The sequence below is a fragment of the Arthrobacter sp. YN genome (genome assembly GCF_002224285.1).
In the GTDB taxonomy this organism is placed as follows: Bacteria; Actinomycetota; Actinomycetes; order Actinomycetales; family Micrococcaceae; genus Arthrobacter.
Window position 1 is genome coordinate 921,656 of the sequence record NZ_CP022436.1, and the last position, 22,827, is coordinate 944,482.

14 protein-coding genes, 2 tRNA genes and 1 pseudogene are annotated in these 22,827 nt (G+C 63.2%); 5 read left to right on the forward strand and 12 right to left on the reverse strand.

The window, feature by feature from the left end; all coding sequences use genetic code 11:
- Positions 1–4 precede the first annotated feature (4 nt).
- The 4 genes and pseudogenes from CGK93_RS04320 to CGK93_RS04335 all read right to left on the reverse strand — a co-directional run bounded on the left by CGK93_RS04320 (position 5) and on the right by CGK93_RS04335 (position 5,636).
- Entirely contained in the window at positions 5–820 is an 816-nt protein-coding gene (locus tag CGK93_RS04320) for an ABC transporter ATP-binding protein (RefSeq protein ID WP_089593754.1), read from the reverse strand.
- Positions 817–2,937 carry a dipeptide/oligopeptide/nickel ABC transporter permease/ATP-binding protein gene (locus CGK93_RS04325; RefSeq protein ID WP_089593755.1) on the reverse strand — a complete coding sequence of 707 codons (2,121 nt, stop codon included), beginning with the start codon at positions 2,935–2,937 and terminating at the stop codon, positions 817–819. Before CGK93_RS04325 ends, CGK93_RS04320 begins: the two co-directional genes overlap by 4 nt.
- A 3-nt stretch (positions 2,938–2,940) precedes the next feature.
- Positions 2,941–3,845: pseudogene (locus CGK93_RS04330) on the reverse strand (ABC transporter permease).
- A gap of 153 nt (positions 3,846–3,998) precedes the next feature.
- A complete protein-coding gene (locus CGK93_RS04335; RefSeq protein WP_089593756.1) occupies positions 3,999–5,636 on the reverse strand; it encodes an ABC transporter substrate-binding protein in 1,638 nt (545 codons plus the stop codon).
- A 327-nt stretch (positions 5,637–5,963) separates the two neighbouring features.
- Between CGK93_RS04335 and CGK93_RS04340 the strand changes: the two genes are divergently transcribed.
- Positions 5,964–6,692 carry a FadR/GntR family transcriptional regulator gene (locus tag CGK93_RS04340; protein WP_089593757.1) on the forward strand — a complete coding sequence of 243 codons (729 nt, stop codon included), beginning with the start codon at positions 5,964–5,966 and terminating at the stop codon, positions 6,690–6,692.
- A gap of 60 nt (positions 6,693–6,752) precedes the next feature.
- Here CGK93_RS04340 and CGK93_RS04345 read toward each other — a convergent pair whose 3' ends face one another.
- On the reverse strand, positions 6,753–7,988 hold the full coding sequence (locus CGK93_RS04345) for an IS110 family transposase (RefSeq protein ID WP_089593758.1): 1,236 nt from the start codon (positions 7,986–7,988) through the stop codon (positions 6,753–6,755).
- A 392-nt stretch (positions 7,989–8,380) separates the two neighbouring features.
- Positions 8,381–8,454, reverse strand: a tRNA-Arg gene (locus CGK93_RS04350).
- A gap of 284 nt (positions 8,455–8,738) precedes the next feature.
- Here CGK93_RS04350 and CGK93_RS04355 point away from each other — a divergent pair.
- Positions 8,739–10,565 (forward strand): phosphoenolpyruvate carboxykinase (GTP), encoded by a 1,827-nt coding sequence (locus CGK93_RS04355; RefSeq protein WP_017198121.1) that lies wholly within the window; start codon positions 8,739–8,741, stop codon positions 10,563–10,565.
- 115 nt (positions 10,566–10,680) lie between these two features.
- On the opposite strand, the gene CGK93_RS04360 is transcribed toward CGK93_RS04355, so the two are convergent.
- From CGK93_RS04360 to CGK93_RS04375, 4 genes are all read right to left on the reverse strand, one after another.
- Positions 10,681–11,838: a globin domain-containing protein gene (locus tag CGK93_RS04360; RefSeq protein WP_089593759.1), complete on the reverse strand. Its 1,158-nt coding sequence runs from the start codon at positions 11,836–11,838 to the stop codon at positions 10,681–10,683.
- 146 nt (positions 11,839–11,984) lie between these two features.
- The gene (locus CGK93_RS04365) at positions 11,985–12,455 is read right to left on the reverse strand and encodes an RrF2 family transcriptional regulator (protein WP_089593760.1); all 471 of its coding nucleotides are present in this window, start codon (positions 12,453–12,455) and stop codon (positions 11,985–11,987) included.
- Between the two features lie 40 nt (positions 12,456–12,495).
- Positions 12,496–12,951, reverse strand: a complete 456-nt coding sequence (locus tag CGK93_RS04370; RefSeq protein ID WP_089593761.1) for a hypothetical protein — start codon at positions 12,949–12,951, stop codon at positions 12,496–12,498.
- An 8-nt stretch (positions 12,952–12,959) separates the two neighbouring features.
- Positions 12,960–14,378: a phosphomannomutase/phosphoglucomutase gene (locus CGK93_RS04375; RefSeq protein WP_089593762.1), complete on the reverse strand. Its 1,419-nt coding sequence runs from the start codon at positions 14,376–14,378 to the stop codon at positions 12,960–12,962.
- Positions 14,379–14,503: 125 nt separating this feature from the next.
- Here CGK93_RS04375 and CGK93_RS04380 point away from each other — a divergent pair, with 125 nt between their 5' ends.
- Both CGK93_RS04380 and CGK93_RS04385 read left to right on the forward strand, forming a co-directional pair.
- Positions 14,504–16,669, forward strand: coding sequence for a RecQ family ATP-dependent DNA helicase (locus CGK93_RS04380; protein ID WP_089593763.1), 2,166 nt, complete (start codon positions 14,504–14,506; stop codon positions 16,667–16,669).
- Between the two features lie 158 nt (positions 16,670–16,827).
- Complete coding sequence (locus tag CGK93_RS04385; protein ID WP_089593764.1) at positions 16,828–18,261, forward strand: MFS transporter; 1,434 nt, start codon at positions 16,828–16,830, stop codon at positions 18,259–18,261.
- A 59-nt stretch (positions 18,262–18,320) separates the two neighbouring features.
- Here the strand turns inward: CGK93_RS04385 and CGK93_RS04390 are convergent.
- Together CGK93_RS04390 and CGK93_RS04395 are read right to left on the reverse strand one after the other, a co-directional pair.
- A tRNA-Ser gene (locus tag CGK93_RS04390) sits at positions 18,321–18,407 on the reverse strand.
- 150 nt (positions 18,408–18,557) lie between these two features.
- Complete coding sequence (locus tag CGK93_RS04395; RefSeq protein ID WP_089593765.1) at positions 18,558–20,792, reverse strand: prolyl oligopeptidase family serine peptidase; 2,235 nt, start codon at positions 20,790–20,792, stop codon at positions 18,558–18,560.
- A gap of 59 nt (positions 20,793–20,851) precedes the next feature.
- On the opposite strand from CGK93_RS04395, the gene CGK93_RS04400 reads away from it, so the two are divergent.
- Positions 20,852–22,813, forward strand: a complete 1,962-nt coding sequence (locus tag CGK93_RS04400) for an FAD/NAD(P)-binding protein (protein WP_089597190.1) — start codon at positions 20,852–20,854, stop codon at positions 22,811–22,813.
- The last annotated feature ends 14 nt before the right edge of the window (positions 22,814–22,827 follow it).

Below are 22,827 nucleotides of genomic sequence, written 5' to 3' on the forward strand. Positions count from 1 at the left end.
AAAACTAGATGTGAAGCAGGCTCGGCGCGGCGCCCAGGAGCTTCTTGGTGTAGTCGTTGCTCGGGTTATCGAAAACCTGCGCGGCGGAGCCGTGCTCGACGATCTTGCCGAAGTACATGACGCAGATGCGGTCCGAGACATAGCGGACGGTCTGGATGTCGTGCGAGATGAACACCATGCCCAGGTTCAGCTGTTTCTTCAGGTCGGACAGCAGGTTCAGGACCTGCGCCCGGACGGAAACGTCCAAGGCCGACGTCGGCTCATCCGCCACGATGATGTCCGGGTCCAAGGCCAGCGCCCGGGCGATCGCCACGCGCTGGCGTTGACCACCGGAAACTTGCGACGGCGTCACTTCGGCTGCCGATTCCGGCAAGCCCACCAGCGCCAACAGTTCCTTGACCTTGGCAGCCCGGGAGGCAGCGTTGCCGATGCCGTGGATCTGCAGCGGATCGGTCAGGATGTCCTGGATGGTCATGCGCGGGTTCAGGGCCGTTGCCGGGTCTTGGAAGACCACGGAGACGGAGCGTCCGAATTCCTTGCGCATGGCGGCGTTCCTCTTGATGGCCGGCTTTCCGTGGAACAAAACCTGGCCCGACGTCGGCGGCTGCAGTCCCACGAGCACTGACGCGAGTGTGGACTTGCCGCAGCCGGACTCACCAACGATGCCCACGGTTTCGCCGCGGCTGATGGTGAAGTCCACACCGTCCACCGCTTTGACGATGTTCGGGCGGAACAGTCCACCAGTCCGAGCGTGGTGATAGACCTTGACGTCCTTGAGTTCGATGACCGGCTTCGACTCTTGTTGAATTGGTTCACTCATTTCGCGTCCTCCTTCAAATGGCTCGCCCAGTAGTGGTCGGCATCATCGCCGTTGACGGAGTCCACCGAAGAAACCGCGGTGAGGACCAATGGCTGGCGCGGATCGGCGTCGGGCCTCAGTGAGCGGGCCGCGAAGCGGTCTCCCGTGGCGAAGTCCCGCGGGGACGGAACCGTGCCGGGGATCTGGTGAAGGCGGACGGCGTCGGCCTCAATGGAGAGGACAGCACCCAGCAGGCCACGGGTGTACTCGTGCTTGGGGTTCTGCAGGAGCTCGGAGGCCTGGGCCGATTCCACCACCTGGCCGGCGTACATCACGGTGATGCGGTGGGCGAGGGAGGCCACCAACGCGAGGTCGTGGCTGACGAACACCATCGCGAATCCGAGCTGCTCGCGGAGTTCGTTGAGGAGGTCCACAACCTGTTTCTGAACAGTGACATCCAGGGCGGTAGTGGGTTCATCGGCCACAACAATCTTCGGCGAACGGGACAAGGCCATGGCAATGAGCACGCGCTGGCGCTGGCCGCCGGAGAGCTCGTGCGGGTAGCTGGCGAGGGTCCGGACGGGATCCAGTTTCACCATCTCCAGCAGCTCGGTGGGAGTCTTGCGTCCGCCGCGCTTGGTCAGCTGTTCCAGCTGGTCCTTGATCTTCATGGACGGGTTCAGCGAGCTCAACGCGTCCTGGTAGACCATGGCGATCTGCTCACCGCGAAGGCCCTCGTAAGCCTTCGGGTTGCTGTGCTTGGTGGTGGAGTCCAGGAGTTCCTTGCCATCGAAGGTGATGGACCCGGTGACCTGGGCGGTCTTGGGCAGGAGCCCCATCACAGCAAGCGAAGTGATCGACTTACCGCAACCGGATTCGCCTACCAAGCCCATGGTCTCGCCTTCGCGGACCGTGAACGAGACGTTGTCCACGATCGCGATGTCGCCGAAGCGGCCTGGGAAACGGATGGACAGGTTCTTCACTTCCAGCACGTTGCGTGCTCCCGGGGATACCTGCGGCAGGCGGTCGGTGCGTTTTGCTTCGATGGCTGCCAGGAGTTCCAGCTCACGGTCCAACAGGAGGTGCGGGTTTGCCGCGGCCAGCTTCACGTCGGTGAGGACGGCTGCCGTCTCGACACCGGAAGTGACGGTGTCGCCGGAAGCCGCACGAACGCCGTCGAGCTCGTGTTGCTCAACCACGGAGGGCTGGGCGACGGAGGTTGCCACCTCAGCGTCGACAGCAACGGCGGCTGAAGCACCGTCGTCGTCCTTTACTACCGGCGCGCGCCGGAGCTTCGGGTTCACCATGGCATCGGTGAGGCCCTCTGCCAGGATATTCAGGGACAGCACGGTCAACAGGATGGTGACACCAGCGAACGTCGTGGCCCACCAACCGCCGGACAGGACCAGGTTGCGGCCGTAGGAAATGACGTTGCCCCATGAGGGTGCGGGGTCCTGGACGCCGGCGCCCAGGAAGGAAAGCGAGGCTTCCAGGATGATGGCGTCAGCCACCATGACCGTTGCGAACACCAGCACTGGAGCTGCGGTGTTGCGGACGATGTGCTTGACCAGGATGTAGAAACGTCCGGCGCCGATCACGCGTTCAGCACGGACGTAGTCTTCGCCGTACTGTGCCAGCACGTTGGCGCGGACTACGCGGGCAAGCTGCGGTGTGTAGATGATGGCGATCGCAATGATGATGGTGGGGACCGAGTTGCCGAACGCGGCCAGCAACACAGCTGCGAGAGCGATACCCGGGAACGCCATGAGGATGTCCATGAGCCGCATGATGATCTCGTTGACGGACTTGCTGGAGGTCGCGGCGAAGGAACCAAGGAGCGCTCCGGCCAGGATAGCCAACGCAACCGCCCCGAGGCCGATCATCAGCGAGGACTGTGCACCGAAGAGGAGGCGCGAGAAGATGTCGCGGCCCAGGCGATCGGTGCCGAAGAAGTGCTCGGCGCCGGGCGGGGTGGCCGGGATGAAGGTCTCCAGTGGATCGTGCGGGGCGATGACCGGCGCGAAAATGGCGGCCAGGACAATCACAATGAGGAAGAGCAGGGCGATACGGGAGCCCCAGGGCAGGGCTTTGAAACGAATGCCCGGGGCACTTAGCCGTTCTGCGAGCTTGCTGCGCATGAGCTATACCGTCCTGATTCGGGGGTTGATGAGCAGGTAGAGAAGGTCCACCACGATGTTCACCAAGACAAAGGTGACCGAGATGGTGAGCACCACGCCCTGGACCAGGTTGACGTCCAGGTTGGTGATGCCGTTAAGGATCAGTTGGCCCATGCCGGGCAGGGCGAAAATCATTTCAATCACGACGGCGCCGCCCAGCAAGTAGCCGACGCGAAGTCCCAGCACGGTCACCGGGGTGACGAGCGCGTTGCGGAGGACGTTCTTGGAGACGACCTCGCGGTAAGGGACGCCGTTGCCGATGGCGGTGCGGACGTAATCGCGGTCCAGTTCTTCCACCATGGAGGTGCGAACCACACGGATCAGCGATGCCGACACAGGGATGCCGAGCGCCAAGGCCGGGAGGGCCATGGAATTGAGCCACCCGCCGAAGCCGGATTCCGGCGTCGCAATTCCGCCTGAGGGGAACAAGGGGTTGGAGCCCAGCGCGAACCACTGGATGAGCAGGATGCCCAGCCAGAACGACGGCGTGGCGATCGCTGCGATGGAGAAGACGCGGACCAGCTGGTCCTGCCACTTATCGCGATGGAGGGCGCCGAGGATGCCGAACGCGAGCGAGAGCACGATCGCGATAAGGACACCCAGGAAGGTGAGCTGCAGGGTCAGCGGGAATGCCGAGCCAATCATGGACGCCACCGATTTTGCCGGCGGAGTGGTGACCCGAGGTCGAACTGCAGAAGCTTGCCGAGGAATCGGAAGTACTGCAGGACCAGGGGATCGTTCAGGCCATTGTCCTGGCGGTACTGCTGCTTCGCTTCTTCACTGGCGCCATCGCCGAGGGCCGAGCTGGCCTGGTCGCCGGGAGCGGCCTGCAGGACGAGGAAGACGAGCAACGTAATGCCCAGGATCATCAATGGCAATGCTGCAAGTCTGCGACCAAGCAAACGCAATATCGTGACCAATTTGTTCTCCGGTTGGTTGGGGTGGTGCTGGTTGTGGGGCCTGCTCTGCGGGCTATTTGGGGGATACGGGCCGCAGAGCGGGCCTCACAACAGGGAGGGTGCTTAGGCGGTTCGTCCGACGTCGATGAACGACAATCCGGTGGTGGGCAGAGGTTGGAAGCCGTTGAGCTTCTTCTCATCCCAGGCGCTGGGGAGCTGGCGATGGAAGACCGGGTACAGCGGAACCTCGTCGGAGACCATGTCCACGATTTCACCAACTATCTTCTTGGCCTCGTCACCGGATGCCTGGGAGCCCTTGTTCATGAGTTCCTGCAGCTTGGCGCGTTCCGGGGTGGTCCAGAAGGCGCGCTTGTCCATCCAGGTTGCGCCGGAGTAGAACCAGCTCAGGAGAAGGTCTGCGTCATTGCCGAAGACCGAGGGATCGCCCGGGGCAGCAACCACGGAGAAGTCGCCCTTGCCCACGCGGTCGCTGTACAACGCGCCGGACTGAAGGCTCTTGACGGTGACCTTGACGCCCGGGATCTTGTTCCAGGATTCGAGGATCAGCGGTGCAACGTCTTTGACCCAGGCGGTGTCCGTGGTGAGTAGCTCGAATTCGAGGTTGGTGACGCCGGCCTGCTTCAGGAGGTCTTCTGCTTTGGAAGTATCAAAGCTGTAGACGTTCTTAGCCTTGACGTAGTCCGGGTGGCCTTCCTGGAAATAAGAAGTGGCGGCCTTGGCGTTGCCGAACAAGGCCTTCTTGATGATGGATTCTTTGTCCATGCCGTAGTGCAGGGCCTGGCGGACCAGCTTGTTGTCGAACGGGGCCTTGGCGCAGTTGAACATGAGGAACAGCAGGCCGAAGGACTGGACGGACTCAACCTTGACCTTGGACTTCAGACCGTCGACGTCCAAGTAGGGAACGTCTTCGATGGCCTGGACACGGCCGGACTGGACCGCCGTGACGCGGGCTGCGGCATCGGAGAGCAGCAGCCAGGTCATGCCCTTCGCCAGCGCAGGCTTGGGGCCGTTGTAGTCGGCGAATGCTTCGAAGACGATCTTGTCGTCCTTGACGGCGGATATCAGCTTGTAAGGGCCGGATCCGATCGGTGCGGCATCGAAGGCCTTCAGATCGGTGGCCAGTGCCTTGGGAACAATCTTGACCACTGAGATGCGTGGTCCAAAGCCAGGGAAAGCGTACTTAAGGGTGAACTCCACCGTCTTGGCGTCCAGGGGCTTGACGTCCTGGATGAAGGGAATGAACTGGGAGAACAAGGACTTGTTGGCCGGATCCATCACACGGGTGAAGGAGAAAGCGACGTCCTCGGTGGTGACGGGGGAGCCGTCGTGGAATTTCGCGCCCTCGCGAATGGTCACCTGGTAGGTGGTGTCGTTGACCTTTTTGGGGTCCGCTGCGGCGAGGGCGTTGTAAGGCTCGCGGGTGGCCGGGTGCAGTTCGATGAGGCCTTCGAAGATGTGCAGGTTGGCGGCCATCGGCGTGGCTCCGGAGGAGCTGAGGGGATCGAAACCGGTGGACAGCGCGTAGGAGATGCCGGCCTCAATGGTGAGGTCCTTATTGACCGCGGCAGTGTTGGTGGTGGTACCGGTGGTCGTGCTGGCAGCGCCGCCGCACGCAGAGAGTGTTGCCGTGAAGGCGGCTGCTGCACCAACTGCGCCGCTTAGCTTCAGGAAGTTCCGGCGGCTGGCGTCGTTGACCAGCGGCAGGCTGTGGATCGTCTTGCTCATAGGGTGCCTCACCATTCGCGTTTCGTGGGTTATCGGATGTAGGACGTCCGATGCTCGTATGGAAACTGTAAGGGCGGTCACAACGGAACGTCAAGTGAGAATGTGCGCTTGGGCTGCTGCTGCTGCGCGCTGGGCGGCTTGCCGGCTTCGGCCGGTCCGGAGGGGAAATCTCAGCGATTTCCCAGTACATAGCTATGACGGAGGTGGGACATCCGATATTGTATGTTGCGAGTCACTCGTTCTTGGGTGGGCACTAAGCTCGCCTCAATATTAACACCGCACCTGCTCTCGGAACCGGCCTCTGCCGGTCTGTGGAACAGGTGCATCGGCAAGGAGAAAGCCATGACAACTTCCGGTGTGGTTCCGCAGGCGCGGTTCAGTGCACAGGCCCGGCTGCGTGCCTTGCAGTCGGACATTATGGAATTGATTCTTGAGCGCGAGCTCGAGGCAGGCGATCCGTTGCCGACCGAGAGCGAGCTTTCCGGCGCTCTGGGCGTGGGCCGCAACACGCTCCGCGAATCACTCAAGGTGCTGCAAGCCCTGGGGGTCATTGAAATCCGCCACGGCTTCGGCATGTTCGTGGCGCCGAGCAACTTTGACGCACTGGCGGACGGCCTGACATTCAGGGGTCGGCTCTCGCTACGGCACCAGGGGCTGGAGGCCCTGCAGCTGGTGGATGTGCGCCAGGCGTTGGAGTCCGGCCTGATCGGATCGTCCATGGACGTCATGACCAAGGAGCAGCTCGCGTCCATCGAGGAAGCCGTGAAGCAGATGGAAGAGCTGGCCGCTGCCGGCGAAAACTTCGTGGCCGCGGACGCCGAATTCCACCGTCGCCTCTTCGAACCCCTCAACAACGAGCTCCTGATCAACCTCATGGGCGTGTTCTGGAAGGTGTACCGGAAGATCCATGTGGAGATCGGTCCAGGGAACGAGGACCTGGCGAAGACTGCTGCGATGCACCGAGACATTTACGGAGCTGTGGCGGCAGGGGACAAGGTCTTGGCGTCCGAGCTGCTCAACCGACACTTCGATGGCATCCGCCGCCGCATCAGCGAGGCAGTCGGGGAGTAAGCGCCCCGTACTTAACGCAAGGGCCGCCGTCGTACTTCCTAGTACGTAAATTAAGGGTGGTTATGCACCCGCTGGCGTGAGGCTGACGTCGTAGCCGAGGGTCTTGAGTTGGCGGACGGCTCGGCTCCTCGCCTGTTCAGGATCGCGTTTGAGGTAGTAGTCGGCTCCAGGGTCGGCATAGACCTCGCCGTTGGTCAGCATGTTCCATACTGCGGTCAGAATGACGTGTTCGATCGCGACGAGGGCCTTCTTTGGACCCCGGCGGGCAGCAATGCGCCGGTATTTCTGGGAGAGGAACGTCTCCTTGAGCCGGGCCGCCGTCAGCGCTGTGGTGCCCAGTGCCGCCTTCAAATAGTTGTTGCCCGGCCGGGTTCTGGTGGATTTGATGTGTCCAGCGGACTCGTTTGAGCCCGGACAGACACCGGCCCATGACGCCAGATGCGCCGAGGTCGGGAAGATGCTCATGTCCGCACCAGTCTCGGCGATGATGACGTCGGCGACCAGACTGGAGACCCCAGGGATTGTGATTAGTGCCTCTCGGGCTGCACGAAAGGGCTCAATGGCCATCTCGATGCGCCCGGTGTAGGCAGTGATGGCGTTGGTGTGGTGATCGATTTGGTCCAGGTGCACCCGGACCATTAACGCTTGGTGTTCTCCGAACCTGCCGGTGAGCGCTTCGACCAGCTCAGGGATCTTTGAGCGCATGCTTTTCTGCGCGTATTGCGCCAGCACTTCGGGGTCCCGTTCACCGCCAACGAGTGCCTCGAGCATCGCCCGGGAAGAGACACCGGTGAGGCTGCTCACGACGCTGGAGAGCTTGATGCCGCTGCCCTCCAGAAACTTCTCCAGACGATGGATCTCCCGCGTTCTGTCCTGCACGGCAATCGCCCGGGCCCGGGTCAGGTCCCGCAGCTCCCGGATCGGTTCTGGTGGAACGAAGGAAGCTCTCAACAAACCATGGGCGGCGAGCTGGGCCAGCCACGACGCGTCGGAGACATCGGTCTTGCGTCCCGGGATGTTCCTGGCAGCCTTGGCATTGACCAGCATGACCGGCAGAGAAGATTCCAGCAGATAGTAGAACGGCTTCCAATAATCACTGGTCGCTTCCATCACCACCGTTGTGACCTGCTGCTCCTCGAGGAAAGAGCGCAACTGCAGGATCTGATTCGTGGTTGAGCCCCAGGTGGTGACCGTCGACGTGAACCGGCCCCGCTGGCCTCCCGGGACACGCACACACACCTTCGCGTCGCGCTTCGAAATATCCATGCCGACGGCGCGCTCATGCACAATATCCATTGCTCTGCCCCTTCTCTTGTATTTAGCGGATTGTCTACCGCGGGAAGGACAGGGCAAATTCAGGAATCTAGCACTCGTGCTCGAAGCAACAATCCACGGTTCCCGTGGGAGTCCTTCACACCACGCTTAGAAGCGAGCTCAACCTCGGCACCAAGGAAATCCGGCGTCATCCGCGATAGACACGGCCATCATGCACCCGTCACCCGCAGGAAAACAGAGCCGGAAAGCCAACCAGGCCCACATTTTCACACCCCACGGCGCGGCAGCGCCCCTAAGCCGCTTAAAAGTACGACGGCGGCCCTTTCCGTTCTGCGCGCGGGTCACCTGCCGCGTCGGATGACCCGGGCACAACAAAAGACCCGCACCGGCGAACCGGTACGGGTCTTGATTTGTGCGCCCAAAGGGATTCGAACCCCTGACCTTCTGTTCCGTAGACAGACGCTCTATCCAGCTGAGCTATGGGCGCATTTCGTGTGATTCTCGGCGGTCTGTTTCTCTGACCCCCTCGAACCTCAATAAACTTTACAGAAGTTCATGTGAAGTTCCAAATCGAAAAGCTGTAATCTGCGCAACTAGACCGGTCTACGTGACCTTAGTCACTTAAATCTCCGTTCTGGCTAACCCAACCCCTTATTTCTAGCGGTTTTTGCTTTTAGGCTGTGCGGATGTCCGATGTCTGACAACGGATTGGTCTGGTCCGCGGCCCCTATCGTTTAGGACACACCACTGAACCCGAGGAAGGGAACCGCAATGGGCGATCTGGCGCGACTGCCGCTGCTTGAGAAGGCACCTACTACGCATGCACGCCTGCTGGCCTGGGTTGAGGAAGTTGCCGAGCTGACTCAGCCGGACCGCATCCACTGGGTTGATGGCAGCGAAGCAGAAAACAAGAAGCTCACCGACGAACTCGTTGAGGCCGGCACGTTGAAGCGACTGAACCCGGAGACGTTCCCGAACTCTTTCGCAGCATTCTCCGACCCCGCTGACGTTGCCCGTGTAGAAGAGCAGACCTTCATCTGCTCTGAGAACGAGCGCGACGCAGGCTTCACCAACAACTGGATGGCCCCGGCCGAGATGAAGCAGAAGCTGCGCGGACTGTTCGCCGGCTCCATGCGCGGCCGCACCATGTACGTCATTCCGTTCGTCATGGGCCACCTTGATGCCGAGGACCCCAAGTTTGGCGTCGAGATCACCGACTCCGCCTACGTTGTTGCCTCCATGCGCATCATGGCCCGCATCGGCACGGACGTCCTGGATCGCATCACGCAGACCGACGCTTTCTTCGTCCCCGCCCTCCACTCGCTGGGCGCACCGCTGGAAGCCGGCCAGGCTGACGTTGCCTGGCCGTGCAACACGGACAAATGGATTGTGCACTTCCCCGAGGAGCGCTCCATCTGGTCCTTCGGCTCCGGCTACGGCGGAAACGCCCTCCTGGGCAAGAAGTGCTACGCGCTGCGCATCGCTTCGGTGATGGCACGCGACGAAGGCTGGCTGGCCGAGCACATGCTCATCCTTAAGCTGACCTCGCCGGAGCAGAAGACCTACTACGTTTCCGCTGCTTTCCCGTCCGCTTGTGGCAAGACCAACCTTGCGTTGCTCGACCCCACCATCAAGGGCTGGAAGGTTGAGACCCTCGGCGACGACATCACGTGGATGCGCTTCGGCAAGGAAGGCGAACTCCGGGCTGTCAACCCCGAAGCCGGCCTGTTCGGCGTTGCGCCTGGTACCGGCTGGGGCACCAACCCGAACGCCATGCGTGCCATCGCCAAGGGCAACAGCATCTTCACCAACGTGGCACTGACCGACGACGGTGGCGTCTGGTGGGAAGGTATGACGGAGGAAACTCCGGCGCACCTGACCGACTGGCGCGGTGAGTCCTGGACTCCGGACTCCGACGCCCCGGCAGCGCACCCGAACTCCCGCTTCTGCACGCCGATCGACCAGATCGACATGCTGGCCGAGGAATACTTCAGCCCGGAAGGCGTGGAGCTCTCCGCGATCCTGTTCGGCGGCCGACGCAAGACCACCATCCCGCTGGTCACCGAGGCCCGCGACTGGTCCAACGGCATCTTCATGGGTTCCACGCTGTCCTCCGAGACCACCGCTGCTGCCGCCGGTGCCGTCGGCGTGGTCCGCCGCGACCCCATGGCCATGCTGCCGTTCATCGGCTACGACGCCGGCGATTACTTGAACCACTGGGTGAACCTGTCCGCCAAGGCCAATCCGGAGCGACTGCCAAAGATCTTCCTGGTCAACTGGTTCCGTCGCACGGCTGAGGGCGGCTTCGCCTGGCCTGGCTTCGGGGACAACGCCCGCGTGCTCAAATGGGCCATCGAGCGTCTCGAAGGCAAGGCCGACGCTGTGGAAACGCCGATCGGCTTCGTACCGACCGGTGAATCCATCGACCTCGAGGGCCTGGACATGACCCCGGCCGAGGTTGAGTCGGCGGTTCGCGTCGACCCGGAGGAGTGGGCAACTGAGCTGGCATCCATCGAGGAATGGTTCGCGAACTTCGGCGAGTCGCTCCCGGCGGCACTCCAGTCCGAGCTGGACGGTCTGAAGACCCGTCTGGGCTAGACCTCTTAGGAACAACGGCGTTCTTAAGTGAACGACGACGGCCCGTCACCTTTCGATTGAAAGGTGGCGGGCCGCCGTCGTTCTTGCTGCAGTTTGTCCCCGGCGGCGTGCCTGCCTAGTTGGCGAGCCACACGTCCGGGCCAAAGACTTCGTAGTGGATCCGGGTGGAAGGAATTCCTGCGTCAATGGCTTCGTCGCGGATCTTCTTCATGAAGGGAAGCGGTCCGCAGAGGTACAACGAGGCGTCGGCTGGGACGTCCACTTCCCGCAGAGACATGAAACCCTGGCTGGTTCCGGGATGGGGAGACTCTAGCCAAAGCTGCAGGTCCGCGTTAATCCGCGCCGCGTCCGCGGTCATCTGACCGCTGAGTGCCCAGTTCTCGATTGACTTCTCGGCGTGCAGGACCAAGACCTGCCGGTCCGTGCCCGTCTCAGCGAGCGACCGCAGAATGGACGCCGTAGGTGTGCAGCCAATACCTGCCGAGGCGAGAATGACCGGGCCGACTCCCTCTTTGAGGGTGATCTCGCCGTAAGGGTTCGAGATCTCCAGGACGTCGCCAGGTTCGACGCCGGTGTGCAGGGCGGTGGACACCTCGCCGCCGTCATTGAGTTTGGCGGTGAAGGTTCGGCTGGTGCCCGTGTCGCCGGACAAGGAATACTGGCGCACTTGGCGCAGCCCGTCACTGAGGAGGACCTTGACGCTGATGTATTGACCCGGCATCGCTGGCGTGACCGGGGTGTCGTCCGCAGGTTCCAGGATGAACGTGATGGCGTCCGTGCCTGCCGGCTCCTTGGCGGCGACGCGCCAGGGCATCCACATTTTGTTGTTGGCTTGGGAAGCGTAGAGATCCTTTTCAAGCTTGATCAAGGCATCGGCCATGAGCCAATAGACCTCAGTCCAGGCCTCTGCGATGTCCGGCGTGATGACCTCGGCCAGGTCTGCGGCGATGGCTGCGAACAGGTGTTCGTAGACCACGCCGTATTGGTCCTCGGTGATTCCGAGGGAGGCGTGCTTGTGCGCGATCCGTGAAAGGACCTTCTCGGGAAGGGTTTCGGGGTTGTTGACCAGGTGGGTTGCGAAGGCCGCGATGCTCCCGGCGAGTGCCCGCTGTTGATCACCTGAGCGCTGGTTGGAACGGCTGAAGAGGCCATCGAGCAACTCTGGATGTGCCACGAAAAGTCGCTGGTAGAAGTCGGCTGTGATGGCGCCGATCCGTGAACCCACCAAGGGGAGGGTTGCTTCGATGATGGGGTGGGACTTTTCCGAGAGCATGGTTCTCCTGGGCGTAGGGGTCAGCCGGGGCTGACCGAATATATAAGCATTCGGAATACCTATATTTATACCTCAACTTCTACACCCCGTAGAAGACTTCTGCAAACTGGGAGGAAGGTGCCGGGAGGGCGACTCCCGGTGGCCGCTTATGGCTGGGTGGCCGGTACCCTGAACTCCGGCCGCAGCCCGATGGACTGGAACACCGGGTTCATCTGGCGGGCATGGGGGAGAGAAGCGATAACCACGGTATCCAGTTCGGTGTAGAACGCTTCCCTGGCCCGATTCATCGCGTGGCGCAGGCCGCATTCATTGATGAGCGGGCAATTCTTGGTGGGGGATTGGCACTCCGCTGGATCCTGTCGGCTGTCCAGATGCCTCAGGACTTCCCCGACCGTGGCTCGCCGCCCTGATTCATTGAGCCGGGAACCGCCCAGCCGACCCCGTTCAACGTCGATATATCCCAGGGCACGCAGGCGGACCATTGCCTTGCTGACATGGTTGTACGGCGTACCCACGGCGTCCGCCACCGCCTGGGTGGTCAGCAGCAATCCTTCGGGGGCCGCGGCCAACACCATGATGGCGCGGAGGCTGACATCTGCGAACGCGTTGATTTTCATGGCATCAGCTCCCGGGTAGGGTCCAGCTCACGGGCAGGGTCTAGTCCACCCAGATGGATGGCTCGTGTGTATCGGGTTCCATCGCGCTGAAGGCAAAGCCCTCCGCCGTGGGAGTGTACGGAATGATCGCTGCAAGGACTTCGCCGTTCCGGTGTTCGGCTGCGCCATGGATACCGTCGGAACCATGGTCCGGCAGGCTGACGTCGCTCACCACTGCTACCGCCCGGTAATCGTCCCGGCCCTGGCGCAGCAGGTCATGGACGTCGGTCAGCATTTGGCCGGCGTCGACGTCGCCGTTTTCGTCCGGCTCACCGGGAGCAATCATCACTATCCGCAGTTCGCCGTCGTTGGACAGCGTGATGCCGAAAGGGAAGAAGCCGCCGTTCTGCTGGATGTGTTCCTGGGCAGTTCCCAAAGCGGTGCCCAGGGTTTCACGGAGTTCGCGGTCCTGGTCGGTTTCTTCCGGGATGTCTGTGGCAGCGGGCTGATCGTTCATGCCTGAACCTAGGCCCGGACCAGCGCGAGGACGCGGTCGCGGATCTTTTCCATGGTGGGCTGGTCCTTCGCTTCTGCGTTCAGACGGAGGAAGGGCTCGGTGTTGGATGGGCGCAGGTTGAACCACCAGCTGCCGTCCTTGGCCGTGAAGGTGCTGCCGTCCATGTGGTCGATGTCAACGTCTTCGGTTTCAAAGTCGACGCGTACGCGTTCAACGGCGCCTGCTTTGTCCTCGATCTCGGAGTTGATCTCGCCGGAAGAGACGTAGGGCTCGTACTGGCGGCCGAGTTCAGACAACGGACCGTCCTGCTCGCCCAGGGCAGCCAGGACGTGCATGGCGGCGAGCATGCCGGTATCGGCGTTCCAGAAGTCCCGGAAGTAGAAGTGAGCGGAGTGCTCCCCGCCGAACACGGCACCTTCGTCGGCCATGACGGCTTTGATGAAGGAGTGTCCCACACGGGTCCGTACCGCACGGCCGCCATCCTTGGCGACGAGCTCCGGGACGGCTTTTGAGGTGAGGAGGTTGTGGATGATCACAGGGGTTTGTTCCCCTGCAGCCTGGGCACGGGCGATTTCGCGGCGGGCCACCATGCCGGTGATCGCGGACGGCGAGACAGACTCGCCCTTCTCGTCGATCACAAAGCAGCGGTCAGCGTCGCCGTCGAACGCCAGGCCGATGTCCGCGCCGTGCTTGACGACGGCGGCCTGCAGGTCGCGCAGGTTTTCCGGTTCCAGGGGGTTGGCCGGGTGGTTGGGGAAGGAACCGTCCAGTTCGAAGTAGAGCGGGACAATCTCAAACGGCAGTGCCGGAAGCAGTTTGTCGCCAAGCACTGCCGGGGTGGTCAGCCCGGCCATGCCATTGCCGGCGTCGACCACGATTTTCAGTGGGCGGGATCCGGAAAGGTCCACCAGTTGGCGCAGGTACTCCGAGTAGTCCTTCAGTACGTCTCGCACGCCGATCTCGCCGCGGGTACCCGCGGCCGGGATGGTCCCGGAGTTCAGGTACTGCTCGGCCAAGACCTGGATTTCCTTCAGGCCGGACTCCGAGGAGATGGGCTGGGCACCGGCTTTAGCCATTTTGATGCCGTTGTATTCGGCCGGGTTGTGGCTGGCCGTGAACGTGGCACCGGCGGCGTTCAACGCACCGCAAGCGTAGTAGAGCTCATCGGTGGAGATCAGGTCCAGCAGAAGGACGTTCGCTCCGCGCGTTGCTGCACCGTTGGCGAAGGCCTGGCTGAACTCCGGCGAGGAGGGACGCATGTCCCCTCCGACCAGGACGGTCTCGCCTTCGAGGCCCAGGACGTCGATGAAGGCAGCACCTACGGCCTCGACGATTTCAGCCGTGATGGACTCACCAACGATCCCACGGACGTCATACGCCTTAAAGGATGCCGAGAGGTCGAATGTCTTGTTCTGCTCGCTAGTCACGCGCTCAATCCTACTGTGGCAACGCAAACGGGCAGGAATGCGGGGCCCTGGCTTGTGGATAATCGTTGTCCACATAGCAGGCCCTGCAGGTTATGGCTGTCAGGGTCGGCTGGAATACTGGGGTGATGGCCAACAACTCCCCGAACGCTGCCGTTTCCGTGCAATCACCTACCCAGCAACAGGCATTGGCATGTCTGCGGGAGTTGGTGGGGCACCCGGAAGCCCAATTCCATGACGGCCAGTACGAGGCCATCGAAGCGTTGGTTGATGCCGGCCGCCGGGCCTTGGTGGTTCAACGTACCGGTTGGGGGAAATCGGCTGTCTACTTCGTCGCCTCACTGCTGCTGCGCAGGCGGGGTGCGGGCCCCACTCTGATTGTTTCGCCTCTGCTGGCGCTCATGCGGGACCAGGTTGCCGCAGCCGCACGGGCAGGAGTCCGGGCTGTTGCCATCAACTCCGCCAATGCCCTGGAATGGGACACCGTACTGGCCCAACTGGCCGCTGACGAGGTGGATGTCCTCCTGGTCTCTCCTGAGCGGCTGACCAACCCCTCCTTCCGCGAGAACCAGCTCCCGGAACTCATCCGCCGCACCGGCCTTTTGGTCATTGATGAGGCTCACTGTATTTCGGACTGGGGACATGACTTCCGGCCGGATTACCGCCGGATTGCTGACCTCATTGCACAACTGCCGGCGTCCGTTCCCGTCCTGGCCACCACAGCCACCGCCAATTCCAGGGTGGTCCATGACATCGAGGAGCAACTCGGTGATGGAGTACTGACCATCCGTGGCGCCCTGGGCCGTGAATCGCTGCGCCTGGGAGTCCTGACACTGCCCGATTCCCGGGACCGCTTGGGCTGGTTGCTGACGCATCTGGCAGATATGCCTGGCAGCGGCATCATCTACACGCTCACGGTCTCGGCGGCTGAGGATACTGCCAGGCTCCTGGCCGAAGCCGGACACAATGTTCTCTCCTACACGGGACGCACTGACCCTGCCGATCGAGAGCGTGCGGAGCAACTCCTTAAGGACAACCAAGTGAAGGCCCTCGTGGCCACCTCCGCCCTGGGAATGGGATTCGACAAGCCCGACCTGGGCTTTGTCATCCACCTCGGCGCGCCGTCCTCGCCTGTGGCCTACTACCAACAAGTTGGCCGTGCAGGACGTGGAGCGGCCAACGCAGATGTCCTGTTGCTTCCCGGCTCCGAGGACCGTGAAATCTGGCAGTACTTTGCCACGGCCTCCATGCCGTCGGCCGAGAAAGCGAACGCTGTCCTCACTGTCCTCGGCGAAGCCGGTTCAGCGCTGTCCACGGTGGCTCTGGAAGCCAGGGTGGACCTTCGCCGAACACCGCTGGAGCTCCTCCTCAAAGTCCTGGCGGTCGATGGAGCCGTGGAACGCGTTGGTGGGGGCTGGCGCTCCACCGGGGTCCCGTGGAACTACGACGCCGAGCGCTACGCACGTATTGCCGAGGCGCGGGTGGACGAGCAGGATTCCATGGTGATCTACCAGGACACCGCCGGGTGCCGGATGGAATACATCACCTCGGTGTTGGACGACGAAACGGCTGCCGCGTGTGGGCGCTGTGACAACTGCGCCGGCCGATGGTTCCCCGTGGACGTGGCAGCCTCCGCCGCCGATGCCGCAGGACAGACTCTGCGCCGGGCCGGAATAGCCGTGGAACCACGCCTTCAATGGCCCAGCGGAATGGATCGGCTCGGAGTGGCTGTCAAGGGAAAGATCAAGCCCGATGAGAGTGTGTCCGAGGGGCGGATTCTTGCCAGGCTCACCGACCTTGGCTGGGGTGGGTCGCTCCGGGAACTGTTCGCCGCCGGGGCGCCGGACCGGGCAGTGGATCCAGCCATGCTGCAGGCATGTGTCCAGGTACTCCGCGAATGGTCAGGCGCGGAGGGCGGGACTCCGTGGAGCGGAGCCGGTCGTCCGGCAGCCGTGGTCAGTGTTCCTTCGCGGAGCAAGCCGCAGTTGGTCGAGTCCTTGGCTCAAGGAATAGCGGGCATAGGGCGGATGCCCTACCTCGGACAACTGCAACCCCAGCACGGCGGGCCCACCGGCGCACGTGGAGGAAACAGTGCGTACCGGCTGGCAGGAGTGTGGGACAGGCTGGTGGTCGGTCCCGATCTCGCCCAGGCTTTGGCAGGCCTCGGTGGCCAACCCGTGCTGTTGGTCGATGACCTCATTGACAGCCGCTGGACCATGACGGTCTCGGCCAGGGCGTTGCGCCACGCCGGCGTGGGCGCGGTGCTGCCGCTCGCACTGGCCCAAGCCGGGTAGTTCGGCTCGAGCCGGTAGTGCCGCCCAAGCCAGGTAGCGCACCGGCCTCTCTCCGGTAGAACTACGTCATGTTGTGATCGCTCCCACGTTGCATCTATAGGATCGAGCAAACAGCCTGCTGCCCGTCGCAGGCACAGGCCAGAACCCGGACCGGAGCCATGAGCGCAAACCCGAGCAACACCGACGTCGATGCCGCCGACCAGGCGACGTGGCGGCCGCGCCTGGCGCTGCTGGTGGCCGCGACGTTTTTCATGGAGTTCCTGGACGGGACCATCCTCACCACGGCCATTCCCAGCATCGCCTCCGATTTTCGGGTAGCGCCGGCCGACGTCAATATCACCATGACGGCGTACCTGGTGACGGTCGCCATGGGCATTCCGTTGAGCAGTTGGCTGGCGGAGCGGTTCGGCGCCCGCCGGATTTTCTGTCTCGCAATATCGGTGTTCACTCTTGCCTCCGTGCTCTGCGCGATCAGCACCGACCTGACCATGCTCACGCTCAGCCGGGTGGCCCAGGGCATGGGCGGGGCCATGATGGTTCCGGTGGGTACGTTGGTGGTGCTGCGGGGCACTCCCAAGTCCGAACTCCTCCGGGCCACCGCCTACCTCGTGTGGCCGGGCCTCCTTGCTCCCGTGCTGGCTCCGATGGTTGGCGGCGCCCTGACCACCTTCCTGTCATGGCACTGGATCTTCATCATCAACGTTCCGCTGGGGCTGGCTGCCTTCATCGCTGCCCTTAGGCTGGTGCCGCGGACACAGTTCGACGGGAAGCGCCGGCTGGACTGGTTCGGCCTGTTGCTGACCACGCTGGGTGTAGGCGCGTTGGTGGTGGGTTTGGAGACTTTGGGTGGGCACGCATCAAATGTCCTGGCCGCAGGAGTTGTCTTTGCCGGAGTAATGTCCCTGGCAGGCGCTGTCTGGTGGATGAGCAAAGCGAAAGTTCCGCTGTTCAACCTCAGCGTCTTCGGTACGCGGACCTTCAGGGCAACATCCACCGGGGGTTTCATTTACCGGCTGACCATCAGCTCTGTCCCATTCCTGCTGCCACTGATGTTCCAGGACGGGTTTGGCTGGGACCCCCTGAAGGCCGGCGTCATGGTCGCAGCGGTGTTCGTGGGCAACATTGGAATTAAACCGGCCACTACGCCCCTGATCAGGCGTTTCGGGTTCAAGCCGGTGCTCGTTTTCGCCTCGTTCGCGTCGGCCGTGACGTTTGCGATGTGTGCTTTCCTGGACGCCCAAACACCCGAGCCGCTCATTTTCGCCCTGCTGCTGTTCAGCGGTGCCTTCCGTTCCATCGGTTTCTCCGCCTACGCCTCGGTGCAGTACGCGGACATCGTCCCGGGGCAGCTGCCCTCGGCCAACGCCATATCGGCAACGCTGGTTCAGTTGGCGGCAGCGGCCGGGATCGCCGTGGGTGCTTTGTTCCTGCGCCTGTTCGAGGCCACTGACGTGTTCGGTCCGGATCAGGAGGCGGCTTACAAGGGGGCCTTCGTAGCCATGGCTGTTCTCATGCTGATCAGCACTGTAGACAGCCTCGCCCTCCACCGTCATGCGGGGGCTGAAGTCAGCGGCGGCGCCAAGCGGGGTTAGCCGGAAGCCAAAGGCGCTTAAACGCAAAAGGTCCCGGTTCGAAAACCGGGACCTGTTCGCGGAGACGGGGGATTTGAACCCCCGGTGGAGTTGTGCCCCACACTTCATTAGCAGTGAAGCCCATTCGGCCGCTCTGGCACGTCTCCCTTTGCTATTGCTAGCCCACCAAGGATACGCAGAACGTGCCGTCGAGCGCAAAACGCGGCCATTCTGCTGCCCATTTCGCTGGTTCGCCGCGGGACGGGCCGTGCGAACGGCCTGGTAGGCAGCGAACCAGCGAATCGGACCTCACACAGCTACTCGTTGCTTCCGGCCAGCGCACGCCACAGGAAGTGGTTGCTCCGCGCCTGCAACGATGCCGCCTGCCTGTTGTCCGAGGCACCGGCGTGGCCACCCTCGAGGGCCTCGTGGAACCACACATTCGGGATGCCCATGGCCTGCATGCGCGCAGCCATCTTGCGGGCTTGGACCGGTCCCACGCGGTCATCCGAGGTGGCAGTCCAGATGAACGTCTCGGGGTATTCCACACCGTCGTGAAGCAGGTGGTACGGCGAGAAGGTGCGGATGAACTCCCACTGCGCGGGGACATCAGGGTCCCCGTACTCGGCAATCCACGAGTACCCGGCGGAGAGCTTGGTGTACCGGCGCATGTCCAGGAGCGGCACGCCGCAGGACACGGCACCGAACAGTTCGGGGTACTGGGTGAGCATGTTTCCCACCAGAAGTCCGCCGTTGGAGCCGCCGACGCAGCCCAGACGCGAGCGGCTGGTAACGCCGCGGGAGATCAGGTCCCGGGCCACAGCGGCGAAATCCTCGTAGGCGCGGTGACGGTTTTCCTGGAGGGCAGCCCGGTGCCAGGAGGGCCCGTATTCGCCACCGCCCCGGATGTTGGCCACAACATACACGCCGCCGCGCGAGTGCGTGCCGGAACCGTCTTCGGCGGAAACGCCCACTGTTCGCCGCTCAAGCCACGCCCGGCCGATTGATCCGCTGTAGGCCGGGGTCCGGGAGATCTCGAACCCGCCGTAGCCGGAGAGCTGCGTGGGGTTTTGACCATCGAGTACCAGATCCTTGGACGCCACCTGGAAGTATGGCACCTTCGTTCCATCGGCAGAGACAGCAAAGTGCTGCTGGACCTCGTACGCGGCTTCGTTGAAGAACGACGGCGACCGCTTCACTTCGGCATGCCGGCTCACCACGCCGCCGGGCTGCTCGCCACCGCCGCGCGTGAGCGCTCCCCGGGTCAGGGTGGTGGGGGTGGTGAAGCCGGTAGCCACCAGCCAGAAATCGTTGCCGGCTGCGCCCAGGTCTTCGTCGTCCACGGCATAGGCATTGACGTCGTGCAGCGGCGGGCAGGCGTCCAGGAGGGTGGATGCCCACGCACCCGCGGAGTCAACCGTGGAAGGGTCCAGCACCCGGATCTCCGAGGAGACGTCGCGCAGGAGGTTCAGCAGCAGGTAGTCCTTGGTCCAGCTCCAAGACTGCAGCGACGTCTGGGTATCCGGCGTAAACAGAACCAGCAGTGCACGGGACCCCGCGAGGTAAGACTCGAAATCGGCCGCCAGCAGGGCTCCCGCCGGGTACACAGAGCCGTCAACGTCCCAGTCCTTCTGCGGACGGAACAGCAGCCAATCGCGGTGGGCGCTGATGTTGACGTCGGTGGGAACGTCGATTGCCACCCACGAGTCCTCCCGCAGCAGCCAGGTGCTCCGGTTGTAGAAATCGATATAGTCCACGGCGAAGGTCCGCTCGTAACCCGGGGTCGAATCGTGGGCCACCATGGCCAGCATGTGGTCCTCGGGAATCTCAAAGAGGCGCTCGGCTTGGGCCAGGGTCTGTCCGCGTCGCAGCTTCACGCCGGTCCGCGCATAGGAAGACGTGGTTGCGGGCAGTCCCTCCGCAGTGCTGGACACCAGCAGAGTGTCGGCATCGAGCCAGCTGATGTTTCCCTTGGCAGTGGGGAGGTCAAAGCCGCCCTCCACGAAGGTGCGGGATTCGACGTCGAACTCCCGGTGGCGGTCCGCGTCGCCTCCGTCGGGGGAGAGCGAGACCATGGCCAGGCGGTACTCGTCGCCATCGGCCGGCCGGAGGAAACCGGCGCCGTGGAAGACCCACTCCACACCTTCGGCGGCGGCAAGGGCATCGATGTCCAGCAGGACGTCCCACTCGGGCTCGTCGGTGAGGTAGCTTTCCCAGGTGGTGCGGCGCCACAGGCCTTTGGGGTGTTCCTGGTCCTTCCAGAAGTTGTAGTAGTAGTCGCCCCGCTTGGAGACCATGGCGATGCGGTCTGTTGAGTCGAGGACCTCCAGGATGCCGGCTTCAACTGCTGCGTACTCGGCGTCCTCAAGCAGTTCCTCGGTGCGGGCGTTCTGTTCGCGGACCCACGCCAGCTGTTCCTCGCCGTGGATGTCCTCGAGCCAGACGTTTTCATCCGTGGGCTCAGCCGCCACGTCCGCAGCATGGCGGGGCCCGGAGGTGGTGGCGGTGTCATTCTCGGGAAGTGGCGTCTGATCAGCTTCTGTGGTGGTCATCGCCCCATCCAAGCAACAGTGTTCGACCGTAAGCAAGTCACAGGAAGTTAGGCTTGAGCGTGGCTAAATCGCAAACCATCCGTGTTGCCCTGATTGGGGCCGGCCCCCGGGGCACCAGCGTCCTTGAGCGGTTGCTTGCGAATTGGGCTGCCGGGAGCCCTCCGGGGACCACCCTGCACCTTGACGTGGTGGATCCGTTCCCGGCCGGCTCGGGCCATGTGTGGCAGCCCGAGCAGTCGCGCTTGTACCTGATGAACACCCAGTCTTTCTATCCGACGCTCATCCCCGAAGACCCGATGCTGGCCCCGCCGCTGGCAGGTGGTTCCTTCGACCAGTGGCGTGAGGCCCGGCGTCGTGATGGCGCGGGACTGAACGACGCCGAGAAGGCCGAGTTGGCCACCCTCGAGTCGAACAACTTCCCCAGCCGCGCGCTGTACGGCAGGTACCTGCGCCAAACCTTGGCGGGATTGCTGGAACGGCTTCCCGACGGCGTCGAGGTCACCTTCCATGAGACGACCGCCGTGGCGGCACGCCCTTTCGTGAACAGCACGGCGAACAGCGCGGGGGACGGGTTCGACGTCGAACTCGCCAACGGCGTCACCCTCACCGTCGGCTCCGTGGTCCTCGCCCTGGGGCACATTGAATCCCGGCTGAATCCGGAACAGCGTTCGTTCAAGCGCGCCGCTGACGAGCAGGGCCTGCTGTATTTCCCGCCCGCACCGCCGGCCGACGTGGACTGGCAATCCGTGCCGGATAACGAGCCCGTGCTGGTCCGGGGCATGGGATTGAACTTCTTTGACGTCATGGGCCAGCTGACGGAGGGGCGCGGGGGCAAGTTTGTTGATGCCGGTGCGCCGGGAGCCGGGGCACTGGAGTACAGGGCATCGGGGCGCGAGCCGAAAATCATTGCCGCCTCCCGCCGTGGCACGCCGTACCGGGCCAAGGCCGGCCTGGATGGCTACTACCCGAGCAGCATCACCATGCGGTACCTGACCGAAGACGCCGTGGACCGGTTCCGTGCAGCGGGAATCCAACCTGGTTTTGACCATGATCTTTGGCCGCTGTTGCACCGCGACGCCTTGTGGGCCTACTACTCAACGCTAGCGCGCTCGCAGCCCTCGGCCATCAAGGACCCTGCGCAGTTCCTCGCTGATCTTGAGGACGCGCTTCAACCGCACGCGCACACCACCACGCACTGGGAAAGCAGCGTGGGCGACCTCGTGGAGAAGCACGTTGTGTCCTCCCGCCGTCTGAACCTCCGTGGACTTGCTGCTCCGCTGGCAGGACGCACCTTTGCCTCCCGACGTGAGCTGGACTCGGCCATCACGGCCTATCTGGATGATGATGCGCGGCGATCTGCCCTCGGCGAAGCAGACCCCGTCAAGATGGCCATTGGCGCGCTCCACACCGGCCGGGCCATCCTCAAATCGGTGGTGGCAGATGGTGGCATCACGGATGAATCGTGGCTGTCAGGATTGCGCGGCTGGTTCGAGTCCTTCGTCGAAGGGCTGGCCAGCGGAGCCCCGGCACTGCGTTCGGAGCAGCTGGCCGCTTTGGCGCGTGCCGGCGTCGTGAGTTTCGTGGGCCCCGACCCGAAGTTCAGCGTGGACCGGGCAGCCAAGGTGTTCCGGGCGGTTTCGCCGTGGGTGCACGATGCGCCAGCCGAAGCACCTACTTTGATCGAGGCGATGTCGCCGGCCAACAGGGTGGGAATGAACGTCTCCCCGCTGCTGGAGCAGCTGATGGCTGATGGCCTGGTGCGGACCAAGATCATGATGGGCGGCGAGGGCGCTCCTGTGCAGACCACGGGATTGGACGTTGAACCGCATCCTTACAGGCCCCTGGCTGCGAACGGATCCGTCACAAGGAACCTGTACGTTTTGGGTCTTCAGCTCTCCGCGGTGCAGTGGGGCACAGCCATCGCTGCGGAAGCCCGGCCCCGGACCGGACCGGCCTACGCCAGCGGACAGCGGACCCTCCGGGATGCCGACGAGATTGCCCGCAGCATTCTGGCCCGCTGAGCCACGCACGGCTC